16 protein-coding genes and 1 other RNA gene are annotated in these 16,093 nt (G+C 70.5%); 9 read left to right on the forward strand and 8 right to left on the reverse strand.

The features are described from left to right. The first annotated feature begins 77 nt into the window (after positions 1-77). On the forward strand, positions 78-2,900 hold the full coding sequence (locus ACSMFO_RS37925) for a PQQ-dependent sugar dehydrogenase (RefSeq protein ID WP_436462271.1): 2,823 nt from the start codon (positions 78-80) through the stop codon (positions 2,898-2,900). Positions 2,901-2,963: 63 nt separating this feature from the next. On the opposite strand, the gene ACSMFO_RS37930 is transcribed toward ACSMFO_RS37925, so the two are convergent. Continuing rightward, the gene (locus ACSMFO_RS37930) at positions 2,964-4,487 is read right to left on the reverse strand and encodes a 3-hydroxyacyl-CoA dehydrogenase (RefSeq protein ID WP_436462272.1); all 1,524 of its coding nucleotides are present in this window, start codon (positions 4,485-4,487) and stop codon (positions 2,964-2,966) included. A gap of 169 nt (positions 4,488-4,656) precedes the next feature. Between ACSMFO_RS37930 and ACSMFO_RS37935 the strand changes: the two genes are divergently transcribed. Continuing rightward, complete coding sequence (locus ACSMFO_RS37935; protein ID WP_038521226.1) at positions 4,657-4,851, forward strand: hypothetical protein; 195 nt, start codon at positions 4,657-4,659, stop codon at positions 4,849-4,851. 9 nt (positions 4,852-4,860) lie between these two features. Continuing rightward, positions 4,861-5,484, forward strand: coding sequence for a TetR/AcrR family transcriptional regulator (locus tag ACSMFO_RS37940; protein ID WP_436462273.1), 624 nt, complete (start codon positions 4,861-4,863; stop codon positions 5,482-5,484). Here the strand turns inward: ACSMFO_RS37940 and ACSMFO_RS37945 are convergent. Next, a complete protein-coding gene (locus ACSMFO_RS37945; RefSeq protein WP_436462274.1) occupies positions 5,468-6,157 on the reverse strand; it encodes a TetR/AcrR family transcriptional regulator in 690 nt (229 codons plus the stop codon). The genes ACSMFO_RS37940 and ACSMFO_RS37945 overlap by 17 nt on opposite strands. 117 nt (positions 6,158-6,274) lie before the next feature. Here ACSMFO_RS37945 and ACSMFO_RS37950 point away from each other — a divergent pair, with 117 nt between their 5' ends. Next, complete coding sequence (locus ACSMFO_RS37950) at positions 6,275-6,757, forward strand: nitroreductase/quinone reductase family protein (RefSeq protein ID WP_436462275.1); 483 nt, start codon at positions 6,275-6,277, stop codon at positions 6,755-6,757. Between the two features lie 29 nt (positions 6,758-6,786). Here the strand turns inward: ACSMFO_RS37950 and ACSMFO_RS37955 are convergent, their stop codons facing one another. From ACSMFO_RS37955 to ACSMFO_RS37965, 3 genes are all read right to left on the reverse strand, one after another. Further along, the gene (locus ACSMFO_RS37955; RefSeq protein WP_016337955.1) at positions 6,787-7,002 is read right to left on the reverse strand and encodes a hypothetical protein; all 216 of its coding nucleotides are present in this window, start codon (positions 7,000-7,002) and stop codon (positions 6,787-6,789) included. 82 nt (positions 7,003-7,084) lie between these two features. Next, positions 7,085-7,738 carry a response regulator transcription factor gene (locus ACSMFO_RS37960; RefSeq protein WP_350584312.1) on the reverse strand — a complete coding sequence of 218 codons (654 nt, stop codon included), beginning with the start codon at positions 7,736-7,738 and terminating at the stop codon, positions 7,085-7,087. Further along, entirely contained in the window at positions 7,735-8,904 is a 1,170-nt protein-coding gene (locus ACSMFO_RS37965) for a sensor histidine kinase (RefSeq protein WP_436462276.1), read from the reverse strand. Before ACSMFO_RS37965 ends, ACSMFO_RS37960 begins: the two co-directional genes overlap by 4 nt. 52 nt (positions 8,905-8,956) lie before the next feature. Between ACSMFO_RS37965 and ACSMFO_RS37970 the strand changes: the two genes are divergently transcribed. After that, the gene (locus tag ACSMFO_RS37970) at positions 8,957-10,015 is read left to right on the forward strand and encodes a hypothetical protein (RefSeq protein WP_436462277.1); all 1,059 of its coding nucleotides are present in this window, start codon (positions 8,957-8,959) and stop codon (positions 10,013-10,015) included. Here the strand turns inward: ACSMFO_RS37970 and ACSMFO_RS37975 are convergent. Next, on the reverse strand, positions 10,009-10,554 hold the full coding sequence (locus tag ACSMFO_RS37975) for a hypothetical protein (RefSeq protein ID WP_037334908.1): 546 nt from the start codon (positions 10,552-10,554) through the stop codon (positions 10,009-10,011). The two genes, ACSMFO_RS37970 and ACSMFO_RS37975, sit on opposite strands and share 7 nt — an antisense overlap. Before the next feature lie 170 nt (positions 10,555-10,724). On the opposite strand from ACSMFO_RS37975, the gene ACSMFO_RS37980 reads away from it, so the two are divergent. Both ACSMFO_RS37980 and ACSMFO_RS37985 read left to right on the forward strand, forming a co-directional pair. Next, on the forward strand, positions 10,725-11,474 hold the full coding sequence (locus ACSMFO_RS37980; protein ID WP_037334910.1) for a response regulator transcription factor: 750 nt from the start codon (positions 10,725-10,727) through the stop codon (positions 11,472-11,474). Further along, the gene (locus tag ACSMFO_RS37985; RefSeq protein WP_436462278.1) at positions 11,452-12,933 is read left to right on the forward strand and encodes a sensor histidine kinase; all 1,482 of its coding nucleotides are present in this window, start codon (positions 11,452-11,454) and stop codon (positions 12,931-12,933) included. Before ACSMFO_RS37980 ends, ACSMFO_RS37985 begins: the two co-directional genes overlap by 23 nt. Here ACSMFO_RS37985 and ACSMFO_RS37990 read toward each other — a convergent pair. Next, positions 12,911-13,801 (reverse strand): serine/threonine dehydratase, encoded by an 891-nt coding sequence (locus ACSMFO_RS37990; protein ID WP_436462279.1) that lies wholly within the window; start codon positions 13,799-13,801, stop codon positions 12,911-12,913. The two genes, ACSMFO_RS37985 and ACSMFO_RS37990, sit on opposite strands and share 23 nt — an antisense overlap. Before the next feature lie 46 nt (positions 13,802-13,847). Between ACSMFO_RS37990 and ffs the strand changes: the two genes are divergently transcribed. Beyond that, positions 13,848-13,942: signal recognition particle sRNA small type (gene ffs / locus ACSMFO_RS37995), an RNA gene on the forward strand. Positions 13,943-13,949: 7 nt separating this feature from the next. Here the strand turns inward: ffs and ACSMFO_RS38000 are convergent. Next, positions 13,950-14,783: a spermidine synthase gene (locus ACSMFO_RS38000; protein ID WP_436462280.1), complete on the reverse strand. Its 834-nt coding sequence runs from the start codon at positions 14,781-14,783 to the stop codon at positions 13,950-13,952. An 83-nt stretch (positions 14,784-14,866) separates the two neighbouring features. Between ACSMFO_RS38000 and ACSMFO_RS38005 the strand changes: the two genes are divergently transcribed. Continuing rightward, a partial coding sequence (locus ACSMFO_RS38005) for a DNA polymerase III subunit gamma and tau (protein ID WP_436462281.1) occupies positions 14,867-16,093 on the forward strand: 1,227 nt, incomplete at its 3' end.

Genomic DNA, 16,093 nt, shown 5'->3' on the forward strand with positions numbered 1-16,093 from the left:
ATAAAGGCACTCGAAAGTGTGAAATGTCCACCTAGGCCCCTTCGATGAGACGTTCGACTGGGGAAAGGGGCCCTTGCATGCCTTCGAGATTCCGTGCGCTCTGTCACGCCCTCGTGACGTTGCTGATAGTGACCTTGCTGGTGCCGCTGACGTCCACATCCGCGTCCGCGGCGCCGGTGCTCCCGCCCGGCTTCGTCCTGCGTGACCAGCAGAGCGGGCAGGCTCCGTACGACCTGACCGACTTCGCCTACCTGCCCGACGGCTCGATGCTGACCACCGGAAAGCAGGGCAACGTCGCCTGGGTGTCCACCACCGGGCAGGCCCAGAGCATCGCCACCCTGCCGGTGCGCAGCACAGGCGACCTGGGGCTCGTCGGAATCGCGATCGCGCCCGACTACGCCACCTCCCGCACGATCTACACGGCCCGCGCGGTCGACGTCGCCGGCGGCGGGATCGCGCTGCGCGCTTCGCGCTGGACGGTCACCGGTACCGCCCAGCCGACCGGGCTGACCGCCGAGAAGGTGCTCATCGAGGGCGCCGCCAACACCGACATCCACGGCATCACCGGTGTCGTGGCCGCCCCCGACGGCACGGTGTGGGTCTCGACCGGCGACAGCTCCCGGTTCCAGGGCGCGGCCGACCCGTTCGCGCTCAACGTGTACGACCTCGACAAGATCTTCGGCAAGATCTTCCACATCACCGCGGACGGTGCGGGCGTTCCCGACAACCCGTACTACACCGCGGCCAACCCGAACTCCTTGCGCTCCAAGGTGTTCGCGAGCGGCTTCCGCAGCCCGTTCCGGTTCAGCCTCGACGCCAGCAGTGGTCTCCCGGTGGTCGGCGACGTCGGCTGGGGCACCTGGGAAGAGATCAACTTCGTCCAGAAGGGCGCGAATCTCGGCTGGCCCTGCTTCGAAGGCAACCAGCCCGCGGACGGTTTCTCCGCGATGCCGCAGTGCGCTTCGGCCGTGAACACCCCGCCGATGCTGGCGATCAGCCACGGGCAGGGCGTCGACAACGGCAACAGCATCACCGCCGGGATTGTCTACAATGGAGAGTCGTACCCGGAGGAATACCGGGGCGCGTACTTCTTCGGCGACTACGCCACCCAGAAGCTGTGGACGGCCAAGTACGACACGCAGGGCCGCGTCGTCCGCCCGCAGGAGACGCCGCCGAAGTTCACCGGCATCGGTGGCCCGGTCAAGTTCCTGGCGGCGGCCAACGGCGACATCGTCTACGCCGACATCTACAGCGGTCTGCTGCGCCGGCTCAGCTACACCACCGGGAACAAGGCGCCCGTCGCGGTCGCCACTTCCGAAACGAATCCCGAAACCCGCACGGTCACGTTCGACGGCAGCGGTTCCTACGACTTCGACGGCGACCAGCTGACCTACGAGTGGGACTTCGGTGACGGCACCACCGGCGCCGGCGCCAAGGTCAGCCACGCCTACCCGGCGGGCACCGAGAAGTTCACCGCCAAGCTGACGGTGAAGGACGGCCTGCAGGCGTCCGGGAGCACGGACATCGCCGTGGCGCCCGGGAACCACTCGCCGAAGCTGACCATGACCGACCCCGGCGAGCGGCTGTTCGCCGTCGGCGAGGAGGTCAAGGTAGGCGCGACCGTGACCGACACCGAGGACGGCGCACTCCCGGTCACCTGGACCACCCTGGTCCGGCACTGCCCCGAGAACGCGGTCTGCCACGCGCATCCGGACCACAGCGGCACCGGACCCGAGTTCGCCATGCCGTTCACCGATCACACGGACTCCAACCTGGAGTTCACCGCGACGGCGACCGACAGCGCCGGCGTCAAGGTCTCGAAGACCTACGTCGCGAAGCCTCGCGAGCACCGGCTCACGCTGACCAGCAACGTCGCCGCGGCACTGGGCATCACGCCGGAAGGCGGGGCCTCGTCGGCGATGGTGGTCGAAGGCGCGAAGGTGGAGATCCAGGCGGCCGAGGTCGCTTCGGACGGCGCTTCGACCTTCACCGGCTGGTCGAACGGCGCGACCGGGCGGCTGACCGAGATCACCATGGGCACCACGGATCTGACGATCACGGCGAACTACATCACCCCGATCGACAAGCGCTACCGCGACGAACCCGCGCTGGCGCAACGACTCGGCGCGCCGACCGCGCCCGAGGCCGTCGACGGCACGGTCCGCTTCCGCACCTACGAGCGCGGGCGGCTGTACTGGTCGAAGGACACGGGCGTGAAGCAGATCGAGGGCGAAATCCTCAAGAAGTACCTCGCCGCCGGCGGACACGTGAAGTTCGGGCCGCCCGCGACCGACGAACAGTCCACTCCGGACGGTGTCGGCCGGTACAACCACTTCCCGGTCTGGCCCGGCGTCCTGCAGACGTCGATCTACTACACCGTGAACACCGGGGCGCACCCGATCTACGGCAGGATCCGGCAGAAGTGGGCTTCGCTCGACTGGGAGCGGGGACCGCTGGGCTACCCGAGCACCGATGAGGCGGGTACTCCTGACGGGCTCGGCCGGTACAACCACTTCAGCAACGCCGCGTCGATCTACTACACGGTCCAGACGGACGCGCGGGCGATCTACGGCCGGATCCGTGTCCGGTGGGCGGCGCTCGGCTGGGAATCCGGTCCCATGGGCTATCCGACGATGGACGAGGCGGCGACGCCGGACGGTGCCGGCCGGTACACCCACTTCACCAAGGCCGGTTCCATCTACTGGTCGATGGCGACCGACGCGCACGGCGTGTGGGGCGAGATCCGCAAACGCTGGGCCGCGCGCGGCTGGGAGCGTTCGTACCTGCGCTACCCGACCACCGACGAGATGGTCGTCACCGGCGGACGGCAGAACAACTTCCAGGGCGGCTACGTGTTCTGGAACGCCTCCAACGGAACCGTGACCGACGGCGCCTGGTAGGCGGTAAACGCGCGTGAAGGCCCCCTTCCCTCGGCTGAGCCGCGGGAAGGGGGCCTTCACGTATTAGCGCAGGAGGTCCGCCGGTGACGTGCCCGTCGACGTCAGCGGCAGGCCGAGCGCGACCCGTTCGGTGAGCCAGGCGCTCGGCCGGTAGCGCTGGTCGCCCGTGCTCGCGACGAGACCACGCAGCACACGCAACACGAGATCCGCGCCCGCTTCGTCGCCCCAGGTCAGCGGCCCGCGCGGGTAGCCGAGGCCGAGGCGGACGGCGGTGTCGATGTCCTCCGGCGTCGCGAGGCGTTGCCCGGCGATGAAACAGGCGGTGTTGACGATCGACGCGAGGAGCCGCTGCGCGATCGGCGCGGGGCCGTCGCGGACCACGGTCACCGGCAGTCCGGTCGCGGCGAGCGCGCCCCAGGCGGTGCGGCCGGCGGCCGGGTCGAGCGCGGGGTGGACCGAGAGCGTCAGACGTTTCCCGTAGCCGCCGAGGGGATCGACGCCGACGACCCGTTCCGGCGGGAGACCCGCCGCGAGCGCGGTGTCCACAGTGGACGCACCGATCGGGCTGACGATCAGGACCGTGTCCGGGTAGGCGGAGTGCACCACCTGGATACCCGCCGCCGAGAGCAGCGTGCCGAGGCGTTCGTCGTCGACCCACACCGGAGTGCTCGGGGCCTCCGGCGCGGCCGGTTCCGGCTCGACCTGTTGTTGCCCGTCGACATAGCTGTAGAAGCCTTCACCGTTCTTGCGGCCGAAGAGCCCAGCGGCGACGCGGGGGCGCGTCAGCCACGACGGCCGCAACCGCGGTTCGCCGTGGAAACCGCTCCAGATGCTTTCGAGCACGGCGTGCGAGACGTCGAGACCGGTGAGGTCGAGCAGTTCGAACGGGCCGAGTTTCAGGCCGAGCACGTCACGGGCGACGCGGTCCACTTCGGCCGGGCTCGCGATCCCTTCGGAGAGGATCTGCAGCGCCTCGGTGCCGAGCCCGCGGCCGGCGTGGTTGACCAGGAACCCCGGTGCGTCGCGGGCGAGGACCGGTTCGTGTCCCCAGCCGCGGACGAGTTCGGTCATGGCGGGCGGCAGCCACGCGGCGGTCCGCGCGCCGGGCACGACCTCGACCAGCCGCATCAGCGGGACCGGGTTGAAGAAGTGGAGGCCGAGCAACCGGCCGGGATCGGTCAGCGCGGCACCGATCTCGGTGACCGAGAGCGAGCTGGTGTTGGTGGCGAACACGGTGTCCGGGCCGCACACGCGTTCCAGCTCGGCGAACAGCGCGCGTTTGATCTCCAGATCCTCGCGAACCGCTTCGACGACGAGGTCGACGCCGTCGGCGGGGGCCAGCGGGCCTTCGGCCGCGATCAGCCTGCCCTTCGCCGAGTCGGCTGCCTCCTCGGTGATCTTGCCCTTCGAGGCGAGCTTGCCCAGCATCGCGCCGACGTGGTCGATGGCCTCGCCGACCGCCTCCGGCCGGGCGTCGGCGAGCTCGACCTCGAGCCCCGCCGTCACGGCGAGCTGGACGATGCCCCGGCCCATCACCCCGGTTCCGATGACCCGGATCCTGCCGACCTGCTCCGCCCACTTCTCCACCGCGAGCCGCCTTTCCGTCGATGTAGTCCCGTCGTGACGCTAGCCGCCACGCCGGTATCTCGCCCGGACGGGTGATCCGTGCGCCACTCGGCGTAAGGCCACCGAGCCGCCGAGGTCTCCTCCGCGAAAACCGAGTGTTCCGCGCACCACCCCCGAAGGGAAACCTCCCATGGCCACCGTCCCCGCCGCCGCAGCCGTCCGGACCACGCCGTTGCTCCTCGTCGCCGTTCTCTTCGGCGCGGTCGCCGCGTTCCTGGCGAGCCAGGCGTTGTGGTCGCTCACCGCACTGGCCGTCGTGGTCGCCGCCGCCGTCCTCGCGGGCGGGGTCTGGCTGTCCGGACGGAAGCCCGCGACCGAACTCTAAGATCGCCGTGTGACGGCGAAACGCTTGACGCGGGAGGAGAGCCGCGAGCAGACCAGGCAGCGCCTGCTCGCGGCGGCCGCCGAGCTGTTCTCCGAACGCGGGGTCAACGGCACGTCCGTCGAGCAGATCGCCGAGCGGGCGGGTTTCACGCGCGGCGCCTTCTACGGCAACTTCGACGGCAAACACGAGCTGGTCGTCGAGTTGCTGCGCCGCCGCACCCAGCGCGAGGCCGAGGAGGTCGCCGCGTTGCGTGACGGCGTCGGGTCCTTCGCCGAGATGATGGACCGGTTGCGCGCCTGGAACGTCGAGCGCGCCGAACACCTCGCCGGCTGGCTGACGCTGCGCACCGAGCTGGCCCTCTACGCGTTGCGGAATCCCGATGCCCGCCCGCTCGTCGGCGAAGGCGAGAAGTCGACAAGGGCGCTGCTGGAGACTTCGATCCGGACCGAGCTCGCCGCGCGGGGCGCGGAACCGCCCGCCGATCCGGCCTTCCTCGCGATGATCCTGCACGCGCTCGAGGACGGTCTCCTGCTGCAGCGCTTCCTCAGCCCGGAGGGAACCGGCGACGAGGACGTCGTGGACGCCGTCCAGCTGCTGATGCGCTCGTGGACCGCGCTCAGCCGGTCATCTTGATCCCGGTGAACTCGGCCATCTGACGGACCCCGTGCGCGAAGAAGGCGTCCGCCGGGTCGACGGAGCCGACGTACTGGCCGAACAGCTCGAAGTTGATCATCCCGAACAGCTGGGTCCAGGCCATGATCAGCCGGGAGGCGGTCTCGGGGCCCAGGTTGACCTTGAGGATTTCGGTGAGCGCGTCGAGCTGGTGCAGCAGCTCGACCGGCATCTCGCCGACCTCGGTCTCGACGCGGAGGTTCGCGTCGCGCAGGACCGCGACCAGGGCGAAGGCCACCCGACCGGCGGGGGCGACGGTGTCCTGCGGAGCCTGGTAGCCGGGGATCGGCGAACCGTAGATCAGCGCGTACTCGTGCGGATGCGCCTTCGCCCAGGCGCGAACCGCGTGCCAGATCGAGTCCCACCGTGCCAGCGGGCTCTTCTTCGGGTCGTCGGCGGCCTCCGCGGCTTCTCCGACGGCGTTGTAGGCGTCGACGATCAGGGCGGTCAGCAGCTCCTCGCGGCTGGAGAAGTACCGGTAGAGCGCGGACGACACCATGCCCAGCTCGCGCGCGACCGCGCGGAGGGAGAGGCCGAGCGCGCCGACTTCGGCGAGCTGGCGGCGGGCTTCGTCCTTGATCTCACGGGTGAGTTCGGCGCGGGCACGTTCGCGCGCGGTCTGAGTGGCGGCCATGCTCTCACTGTAGAGCATCGCACCTAAATGAGAGCACTGCTCTTGACATGGCGCACCGCCCTGGTGTTCACTGCTCTTAACAGAGAGCACTGCTCTCGCAGACTTCGAGGAGACGAGATGACCACCAACGCCGCCGCCACCACCGGAGCCGCCCCGGAGACCGCCGCGATCCGCTACGTCAAGCCGGCCAAGGCGACCAACGCGTTCAACGAGTTCGTGCTCAAGCTGACGAAGCTCGGCGTCAGCGTCCTGGGCAGCCGGGTGCTCTCGGTCCGCGGTCGCAAGAGCGGCGAACTGCGCTCCGTCCCGGTCAACCTGCTGAAGCTGGACGGCGAGCGCTACCTGGTCGCTCCGCGCGGTGTCACGCAGTGGGTGCGGAACCTGCGCGTCGCCGGCGAGGGGCAGCTCAGCGTCGGACGCCGCACCGAGACGTTCACCTACACCGAACTCGCCGACCACGAGAAGCCCGAGATCCTGCGCGCGTACCTCAAGCGCTGGAAGTTCGAGGTCGGGGTGTTCTTCGACGGTGTCGACGCGAAGGCGTCGGACGAGAAGCTGCTGGAGATCGCGCCCGGCTACCCGATCTTCAAGATCGCCTGAGCACGCGTGTCCGGCGGTGACGGCCCCGGCTAGTCGGCCCGGTCCTCACCGGAGGTCTGCCGTGTGCGGCGGGCGGTGGCCGCCACCAGCACCACCCCGACCAGGAACGCGACGAGCCCGATCAGGAACCACAGCTTCTGCCCGGTCATGAAACTGCCGGTCAGCACACCGGCGCCCTGCAGCACCCAGACACCGCCGACCAGCAGGAAGACCAGCCCGATCGTGAGCGTGACCCAGCGTTTCATCCACAGCTCCCCGCGTCGACGTGCCCTGTGGCGATTCTGGCATCGGGTGTCCCGCCCGGCGAACCGATCAAGCCCGGCGGGGTCAGTTCCCCACCAAGCCGTTGCGATAGGCGTAGACGACGGCGTGCACCCTGTCCCGCAGCCCGAGCTTCGCCAGGATCCGCGAGACGTGGGTCTTCACCGTCTCCTCGCCCACGTGCAGGCGCACGGCGATCTCCGCGTTGCTGGAGGCGTCGGCGACGAGCAGGAGGACTTCGCGTTCGCGTGAGGTGAGCCGTTCCAGTTCGGCCGGTTCGGCGGCCGCGGGTTCGATGCTGGTGGCGAAGGTCGACACCAGCCGCCGGGTCACCGTCGGGTCGATCAGCGCGTCGCCACGCGCGGCCACCCGCATGGCCGAGACGAGTTCTTCGGGCGCGAGGCTCTTCAGCAGGAACCCGCTCGCACCGGCGCGAAGCGCGCGATACACGTACTCGTCGGAGTCATACGTCGTCAGCACGAGGACCCGGGTGTCGAGCTCGCGCGCGGACATGATTGCCTCGGTCGCGGCCAGACCGTCCAATTTGGGCATCCGGACGTCGAGGACGGCGACGTCCGGCCGCAGCGAGGCCGCCTGCGCGACGGCCTCGCGTCCGTCCGCCGCCTCGCCGACGCATTCGAAGTCCGCCTGAGTGTCGAGCACCGCGCGCATCCCGGACCGGAACATCGCGTGGTCGTCGGCCAGCAGAACCCGGATCACTGTGCCTCCAAAGGAAAACCGACTCGAACCCGCCAGTGCCGCCCGTCGTCGAGCGGTCCGCATTCGGCCTGTCCGCCGAACAACGCGACCCGCTGCCTGATCCCGGCGAGACCGCGTTTCGTCGACTCGGCCGACGCGTTCGGGCGGCCGATCTCGTTGGTGATCGTGAGGAGTACTTCCGTCTGCCGGTAGGCGAGGTCGATCTCGACGATCCCACCGGCCCCGTGCCGGAGCGCGTTCGTCAGCGCCTCCTGCGCGATGCGGTACAACGCGATGTCCACCGAACCCGGGAGTTCGCGCGGTCCGCCGTGACTGGTCAGCCGCGCGGGCAGCCCGGCGGTGCGGAGGTTGTCGAGCAGTTCGTCGAGGTTGTCCAGCCCCGGCTGTCGCTGCACGGCACCGTTCTCCTTGCCATGCAACAGATCCAGCAGGCGCCGCAGGTCGGCCATCGCGGCCCGGCTCGACGATTCGACGGCGGAGAGCGAACGCCGGACGGCGGGTTCGCCCTCCGGCAGCCCGAGCCGTGCGGCACCGGCGTGCACGCCGATCGCGCTGACGTGGTGGGAGATCACGTCGTGCAGATCGCGGGCGATCGTCGTGCGTTCTTCGACGACGGCACGGCGGACGGCCTCCGCTTCGTGCTGCTGCCGTTGTTCCTCCGCGCGCTGGAGATCGGCGATGTACGCGCGCCGCGCGGTCGTGTAGCGGCCGACCATCCACGGCAGCAAACCGCTCACGCCGACGTCGATGACCAGCAGGCGCCAGTCCCGGTCGCCGCGGTCGACCGGGATGAGATTGCAGGCGACGAGCCCGGCGAGCATCGTCACCAGGGCGGCCACCGCGGGTCTGGTCGCGAGCCAGGCGCCCGCGCGGTAACCCGCGATCAGCACGCCGGCGTTGGTGGCCTGCAGGTAATGGTCGTACGGGAACAGCAGGAGCGGCGCGGCGGCCAGCAACGCGCCGTGTGCGGCGGAAACCCAGCCGGAATACCGCGAAGGCCCGGCGAGCGCGGCGTTCGCGAGGATGCCGCCGATCAGGAGAACCCAAGCCTGCCAGCCCAGCGAGAGCGGCGGACCGGCGATGAGGAACAGCCCGGCGTCGGCGATCAGGCAGACCGCCGCGACCGCGCACGCCTGCCTCGCCAACGAACCGCTGATGTCCCGCACGCGCTCAACTCTGCCCTATTTCGCTGGACAGGGGTTCCTAAGATCGAAACCCATGGGGGCAGCGAAGACACCCGTGCTCTGGACGACCGGGGCACCGGGAACCGGGAAATCGACCACCGCCTGGGATTTGTACACCCGCCTGACGCAAGCGGGCGGCAGCGTCGCGTATGTCGACATCGACCAGCTCGGGCTGATCGGCCCGCCGCCCGGCGGCGGGGACGCCGCGCACGCGATCAAGGCGGCCAATCTGCTGCGCGTACTGGAAGTCCTGCGAGGCACCGCGCAGATCGTCGTGTCCGGGGTGGTGGACCCGGCGAAGCCGCACATCGAGGGCCCGGACTTCGACCTCACCCTCATCCGGCTGACGTGCGATCGCGACGAACTCCGGAGCCGCTTCCTCGGCCGTGGCTCACCCGCCGCGGCCTTGCCCGACCTCTTCGCGGTGGCGGACGTCTACGACCGCGCCGGTTTCGGCGAGGCGATGGACACGACCGGACAGCGGCCCGAGCAGACCGTCGAAGCGCTGTTCCGCCGCTGCACCTTGGACGCCGGAACCGTTCGCACGCCGGACGCGGGACAGCCTCAGCCCGGACCGGTGACCGTGGTGACCGGCCCGACGGCGGTCGGCAAGTCGACCGCCGCGTTCAGCGCGCTCCGCGATCTCTGGGAGCGCGGGATGCCCGTGGCCTACGTCGATCTCGCGCAACTCGGCTTCGCGCACCCCGGCCCGGATCCGGCACTGGAAGCTGCGCTCCTTTCGGCCGTCTGGCGCGGCTATCGCGACGCGGGAGCGAAGCGGCTGATCGTCGTGGCCCGGGAATTCCGCCCGGAGCACCGGCGGGCCTTCGACGCGGTCACCGTCGTCCACCTCGACGCGGACGACGCCACGCTCACCGAGCGAGTCCGGCGCCGGGCCGAAGGCGAGTCCGCCTTGCTGGCGGGCGATGAACTTCGCGGCGCGCTACCCGGCGTACGGGACCGGGTGGCCGCGCGTGCGGTCGCCGAAGCGGCGCGGATGCGGCGCTCCGGCGGCGATCGCGTCGTCCTCGACACCTCAGGGCAGGAACCCGCCGAAACGGCCGCCGCGCTGCTCGCCGAGCTGGCTCAGTAGCGCCGCTGACCGTCCTGGCCCTGTCCGGGCGGCCCACCGCGCTGGTTCTGTCCTGGTTTGCCGATGGTCGTCGCCGTCGCGGTGTTCCCGGTGACCTTGGCGGTCACCATCACCGTCTCTCCGACCTTGGGCTCGCCGGTCTTCATGGTCGACGCGTCGATCGTGTAGACCTGCTTGTAGCCGTCCTTGCTGGTCAGGCTGACGGAGGTCGCGCTGACCTCGGTGACCTCCCCGGTCTGCGTCCGCTCGGTGCTGTAGCCGCCTTTGCCGTCGGAGACGACGAAGTCGCCGTGCAGTGTGTCGCGAGGCATACCCCCGCCGGGGCCCATGAGCACCCGGCCGCCGCCGGGACCGCCTGTCATCGTGCCCCGTTCGGCGCCGTTCGCGGCGGTCCCGGCCCAGATCGCGGCGCCACCGCCGGCGGCGATCACGACCGCCGCCCCGGCCGCGATCGCGGTCTTGCGACCCGACCAGGTCTTCTTCGGTTCGCCTTCCGGGGCGGGCGCACCCCATTCGGCGGGTTCGGTCGGTTCGGTCATCTGGACGCCTCCCTGTACTCGGTTGCGGCCATGGTCGGCGCCGTCGCTGTGCGGAAGCTGTGCCGCCGGTGGGCACGCGCTGTGTTTCGCACCCCGGCAGGGTGATCGTTCACAGGAAACGCACAGGCGGCACACAGAGAAGCCTCATCGGCGCCGCCCAGGATGGCACCATGACCAGTGTGAACGTCCCTTCGTCCGGTTCCGCGAAGGCCGGCCTGCGCCGTGCCGACGGCAGCCCCGTACGGGTGCTGGTCGTCGACGACGAGGCGACCTTGTCCGAACTCGTGTCGATGGCGCTGCGCATGGAGGGCTGGGACATCCGCACCGCCGCCGACGGCACCGAGGCCGTCCGCGTCGCGCGGGAATTCCGGCCGGACGCGGTGGTGCTGGACGTCATGCTGCCGGATATGAGCGGCCTGGAAGTCCTGCGCCGCCTGCGTTCCGAGGTGCCGAACCTGCCGGTGCTGTTCCTGACCGCGAAGGACGCGGTGGAGGACAGGATCGCCGGTCTCACCGCGGGTGGCGACGACTACGTCACCAAACCGTTCAGCCTGGAGGAGGTCGCGCTGCGGTTGCGCGCGCTGCTCCGCCGCGCGGGCGGGGTCGCCGGGCCGAGCGGGTCGACGCTCGTCGTCGGCGACCTGACCCTGGACGAGGACAGCCGCGAGGTGCACCGGGGTGGCGACTTGGTGCCGTTGACCGCCACTGAGTTCGAACTGCTGCGTTATCTCATGCGCAATCCGAAGCGTGTGCTGTCCAAGGCGCAGATCCTGGACCGGGTGTGGAGCTACGACTTCGGCGGCCAGGCCAATATCGTCGAGCTCTACATCTCCTATCTCCGCAAGAAGATCGACGCCGACAGGGAACCGATGATCCACACGATGCGCGGCGCCGGGTATGTCCTCAAACCCGCGGGGTAGGCGGCCGTGGTCCCTGCGGCGACGGTTGATCGCGCAGGTCGCGGGCCTGCTCGCGCTCGTCTGCCTGGTGGTCGGCGTGGTCACCGAACTGGCGTTGCGGAACTTCCTGATCGACCAGCTCGACGCCCGCCTCGCCGAGACCAGCGAGCGTGCCAGCCGCCCGCCGCCACCGGGCCGCCCCGGCGGGGAAAGGGTTCCTGAGGGCCTTCGCGCGTATGGGCAGAGCACCGGTTCGTTGTTCGTGAACGTGTTCCCGGACGGACGCGTGCTCGCGGCTGTGCTGCGGTCCAGCTACGACGCGAAGGTCACCGATCCGTTCCCGCACGACGAGATCAGCCCCACCCAGATCGGCACCCTGCTGCGGTCGACGACGGGTGACAAGCCGACCGACGTGAACCTCGGGTCGCTCGGGGAATACCGCGTGGTGGCGAAGAAAACGGCGGGCGGCGGCGTCGCGATCACCGGCCTGCCCACCAAGGACGTCACGGATACGTTGTGGAACCTCGGTTTCATCTTCGGCGGGGTCGCCGTCGGCGGCATCCTGCTGGCGGGCGCGCTCGGCGCGGTGACCGTGCGGCGCACCATGAAACCCCTCGACCGCCTGGCCGCCACCGCGACCAGGGTCGCCGAACTCCCGCTGGATCGCGGCGAGGTCGCGTTGTCCGAGCGAGTGTCCGAAGTGGACACGGATCCGCGGACCGAGGTCGGGAAGGTCGGGTTCGCGCTCAACCGCATGCTCGGCCACATCTCGAACGCGCTTTCCGCCCGGCAGGCCAGCGAAAGCCGGGTGCGCCGGTTCGTCGCGGACGCCAGCCACGAACTGCGGACGCCGCTCGCGGCCATCCGCGGCTACGCGGAACTCACCCGGCGCTCCGGCTCCGAGGTGCCGCCGGACATCGCGTTCGCGATGGGCCGCGTGGAGTCGGAATCGACGCGGATGACCGGCCTGGTCGAGGATCTGCTGCTGCTCGCGCGGCTCGACTCCGGCCGTCCGGTGGTGCGCCGGCCGGTGGACCTCTCCCGCCTGGTCGCGGACGCCGTCGCCGACGCGCATGTCGCCGGGCCGGAGCACAAATGGCTGCTGGAGGTCCCGCCGGAGCCGATCACCGTCCTCGGTGACGCGGATCAGCTGCATCAGGTGGTGATCAACCTGCTCGGCAACGCGCGCACGCACACCCCGGCAGGCACCGAGGTCACCACCTCGCTGTCCATAGTGGACTCGACGGTGACGCTGTCCATTGTCGACGGTGGGCCGGGGATCCCGCCGGAGATCCTCCCGGAGGTCTTCGAACGTTTCGCCCGCGGCGACGACTCACGGTCGCGGGCTGCGGGCAGCACCGGGCTCGGGCTGGCCATCGTCGCGGCCGTCGTCGCCGCGCACGGCGGGCAGGTCGGCGTCGCCAGCCGCCCGGGACACACGGAGTTCCGGGTGATGCTCAGGGCCTCCACTCACTGTTAGCGCCGCAGAGGATGATGCAGGGCAGCTCGCCTTCGGTCCGCCCGGCCAGCCACGCGGCGAACGGGACCGCGGCGGCCGGTTCGACGGCGAGGCGGAACTCGTCCCAGAGCCGGTCCCGCGCGGCGAGCAGTTCCTCGTCGCTGACCAGCACGGACGTCACCCGATCCCGGAGCACGGCGAACGGGACGTTCCCGACCCTGGTCGCGCCCAACGCGGAGGCGGCCACCGAGTCGATCTCCACGTCCACCGGCTCGCCCGCCTCCAGCGCGGCGCCGAGCGCGCGGCACCGCTCCGGCTCGACGGCGAACGTCGGCAACCCGGCCAGCGACGTCCCCGCGACCAGCCCGCCACCGCCGACCGCGACCAGGAACGCGTCGACGTCCGGCGCGTCCTGGACCACTTCGGCCGCGACGGTGCCCTGACCGGCGACGACGGCGGGATCGTCGTACGCGTGCAGGTACCGCGTACCCGGCTCAGCGGCGGCTTCGAGCGCCTTCGCGGCCGCCTCGGCGTACGTCGCTCCGTGGCGGATGAGCTTCGCGCCCGTGGCCTCGATCCGGACCGTCTTCGCCCGCGGAGCAGACTCCGGCACGTACACCGTCGCAGGCAGATTCAGCAGCGAAGCCGCCGTCGCCACGCCCAGCCCGTGGTTGCCGCCGGACGCCGTCAGCACCCGCTCCGGCAACGGGCCGCTCACCAGCGCGTTCACCGCGCCCCGCAGTTTGAACGATCCGCTCCGCTGCAGATGCTCCAGCTTGAGGACCAGCGGCCGCCCGTCGACTTCCGCGCGCAACACCGGCGTGCGCCGCACGAACGGATGAACGGCCTCGGCGGCCTTGAGGACATCTTCCCAGGTCGGAGTACTCATACCCCCCACTGTCCTCCATGCCGGGACGGGAGTGACTACACTGGTCCTCGGATCCCGCGCGGCGTCCATCTTGTGAACCTCCCCAGGGCCGGAAGGCAGCAAGGATAAGCAAGCTCTGACGGGTGCGCGGGGTCCCCTTTTTTTGGGGCTAGAAGATCCCGAACACATCCTTCGGCGGCACGGGCGACGGCAGGGCTTCCGCGTCCGTGATGGGTTTCGCCTTGCCCTGGAGCTGCCGCAGGTCTTCTCCCGCGACGCAGCGCGCCGGGTACGCCGACGAAGCGGCGCGCCGGGTCAGGTCCGCGACGGGAAGCTCGACGCGGGAAGCGGCTACCACGATGTTCCCGAACCGGCGGCCCCGCAGGACGCCCGGCTCGGCCAAGATCGCCAGGTGGGGGAAGGAACTCGCCAGCGTCGCCAAGAACCGGCGGAGGAACGGCAGGTTCGGCCCGTCCGACACGTTGGCGACGTAGGTACCGGCCGGGCGGAGGACCCGCGCGATCTCGTTCGTGAACTCGACGGTCGCGAGCCCGCCAGCCAGGATCCCGCGTTCGAAAGCATCCACGATGACCAGGTCGGCCGAAGCGTCGTACCTGGCGGAGACGCCTTCGCGGCCGTCGCCGACACGGACCTTCAGCCCCTTCAGGCCCAGCTGCTCGCGGACGAGCGCGACGAGCTCACCGTCGGCGTCGAAGACCAGCTGCCGTGATCGCGGCCGCGCCGCGGCGAGGTAGCGGGGGAGCGTGCATGCCGCCCCGCCGACGTGCAGCGCGTCGAGCGGGCCTTCGCCGAGGCAGTCGACGACGTCGGCGATCCTGCGGATGTAGTCGAACTCGAGATCGGTGGGGTCGTCGAGGTTGACGTGCGACTGGGCGACGCCGTCGACCGAGATCATCCAGGCGTTGGGACGGTCGGCGTCCTGGAGCAGTTCGGCGGTGCCGAAGCGCACCGGATACCTGCCGGGGGTCGGTGCCGGTCTCACCTGTCGGGCCCTCCCGGTATCCATCCATGCCCCCGCCGCCGCCCTCAATGGAGACGCTACGCGCCACTGTTAGATTCAACGCCGTGGCATTAGCGCTGTACCGAAAGTACCGTCCGGCTACCTTCGCCGAGGTCGTCGGGCAGGAGCATGTGACCGATCCGCTGCGCATCGCGCTGGCCGCCGGTCGTATCAACCACGCCTACCTCTTCTCCGGCCCGCGCGGCTGCGGCAAGACGTCCAGCGCCCGCATCATGGCGCGGTCGTTGAACTGCGCGAAGGGCCCGACGCCGGATCCGTGCGGCGAGTGCAACTCGTGCCGCAACCTCGCGCCCGAGGGCCCCGGCAGCGTCGACGTCACCGAGCTCGACGCCGCCAGCCACGGTGGTGTCGACGACGCCCGCGAGCTGCGGGACAGGGCGTTCTACGCCCCGGCCGACTCGCGCTACCGCGTCTTCATCATCGACGAGGCGCACATGGTCACCACGCAGGGCTTCAACGCCCTGCTGAAGATCGTGGAAGAGCCGCCCGAGCACCTGATCTTCATCTTCGCGACCACCGAACCGGACAAGGTGCTCCCCACCATCCGGTCGCGGACCCACCACTACCCCTTCCGGCTGATCCCGCCCAGCTCCATGCGCGAGCTGCTGGAACGCAACGTCGCCGCCGAGGGCGCGACGGTCGAGCCCGCGGTGTATCCGCTGGTCATCCGCGCGGGCGGGGGTTCGGCGCGGGACACGCAGTCGGTGCTCGACCAGCTGCTGGCGGGAGCCGGGCCGGACGGCGTCGACTACTCGCGCGCGGTGTCGCTGCTGGGCGTCACCGACGTCGCGCTCATCGACGGCATGGTCGACGCGCTGGCCGCGGACGACGCGGCCGCCGTGTTCGGCACCGTCGAGCGGCTCGCCGAGGCCGGGCACGACCCGCGCCGGTTCGCCACCGACCTGCTCGACCGCCTGCGCGACCTGGTGCTGCTGCGTTCGGTGCCGGACGCGGGGGAACGCGGCCTCGTCTCCGCGCCGGACGACGAGCTCAAGAAGATGAAGGAACAGGCGGGCAAACTGGAGCCCGCCACGCTCTCGCGCTACGCCGACATCGTCCACAATGGACTCTTGGAGATGCGGGGAGCGACCTCGCCGCGGCTCGTGCTGGAGCTGCTGACGGCGCGGATGCTGCTGCCGTCGGTCGCCGAGAGTACCGACGCGTTGCTCGCCCGCCTCGAACGGCTTGAGCGCCGCGCCGCTTCGGCCCCGGCGCCCGTCGCCGCTGCTCCGGCGCAGGCCGCTCCGGTGGCGCAGTCCGCGCCCGCCCCG

The organism is Amycolatopsis sp. w19, assembly GCF_051373225.1.
In the GTDB taxonomy this organism is placed as follows: Bacteria; Actinomycetota; Actinomycetes; order Mycobacteriales; family Pseudonocardiaceae; genus Amycolatopsis; species Amycolatopsis japonica.

What these genes read in the sequence shown, in the direction of transcription:
- ACSMFO_RS37945 (WP_436462274.1), bottom strand. Translation starts at nt 6,157, where the DNA reads ATGGCCGCCACTCAGACCGCGCGCGAACGTGCCCGCGCCGAACTCACC.
- ACSMFO_RS37955 (WP_016337955.1), bottom strand. Translation starts at nt 7,002, where the DNA reads ATGAAACGCTGGGTCACGCTCACGATCGGGCTGGTCTTCCTGCTGGTC.
- ACSMFO_RS37935 (WP_038521226.1), top strand. Translation starts at nt 4,657, where the DNA reads ATGGCCACCGTCCCCGCCGCCGCAGCCGTCCGGACCACGCCGTTGCTC.
- ACSMFO_RS37950 (WP_436462275.1), top strand. Translation starts at nt 6,275, where the DNA reads ATGACCACCAACGCCGCCGCCACCACCGGAGCCGCCCCGGAGACCGCC.
- ACSMFO_RS37990 (WP_436462279.1), bottom strand. Translation starts at nt 13,801, where the DNA reads ATGAGTACTCCGACCTGGGAAGATGTCCTCAAGGCCGCCGAGGCCGTT.
- ACSMFO_RS37975 (WP_037334908.1), bottom strand. Translation starts at nt 10,554, where the DNA reads ATGACCGAACCGACCGAACCCGCCGAATGGGGTGCGCCCGCCCCGGAA.
- ACSMFO_RS37985 (WP_436462278.1), top strand. Translation starts at nt 11,452, where the DNA reads ATGTCCTCAAACCCGCGGGGTAGGCGGCCGTGGTCCCTGCGGCGACGG.
- ACSMFO_RS37925 (WP_436462271.1), top strand. Translation starts at nt 78, where the DNA reads ATGCCTTCGAGATTCCGTGCGCTCTGTCACGCCCTCGTGACGTTGCTG.
- ACSMFO_RS37980 (WP_037334910.1), top strand. Translation starts at nt 10,725, where the DNA reads ATGACCAGTGTGAACGTCCCTTCGTCCGGTTCCGCGAAGGCCGGCCTG.
- ACSMFO_RS37970 (WP_436462277.1), top strand. Translation starts at nt 8,957, where the DNA reads ATGGGGGCAGCGAAGACACCCGTGCTCTGGACGACCGGGGCACCGGGA.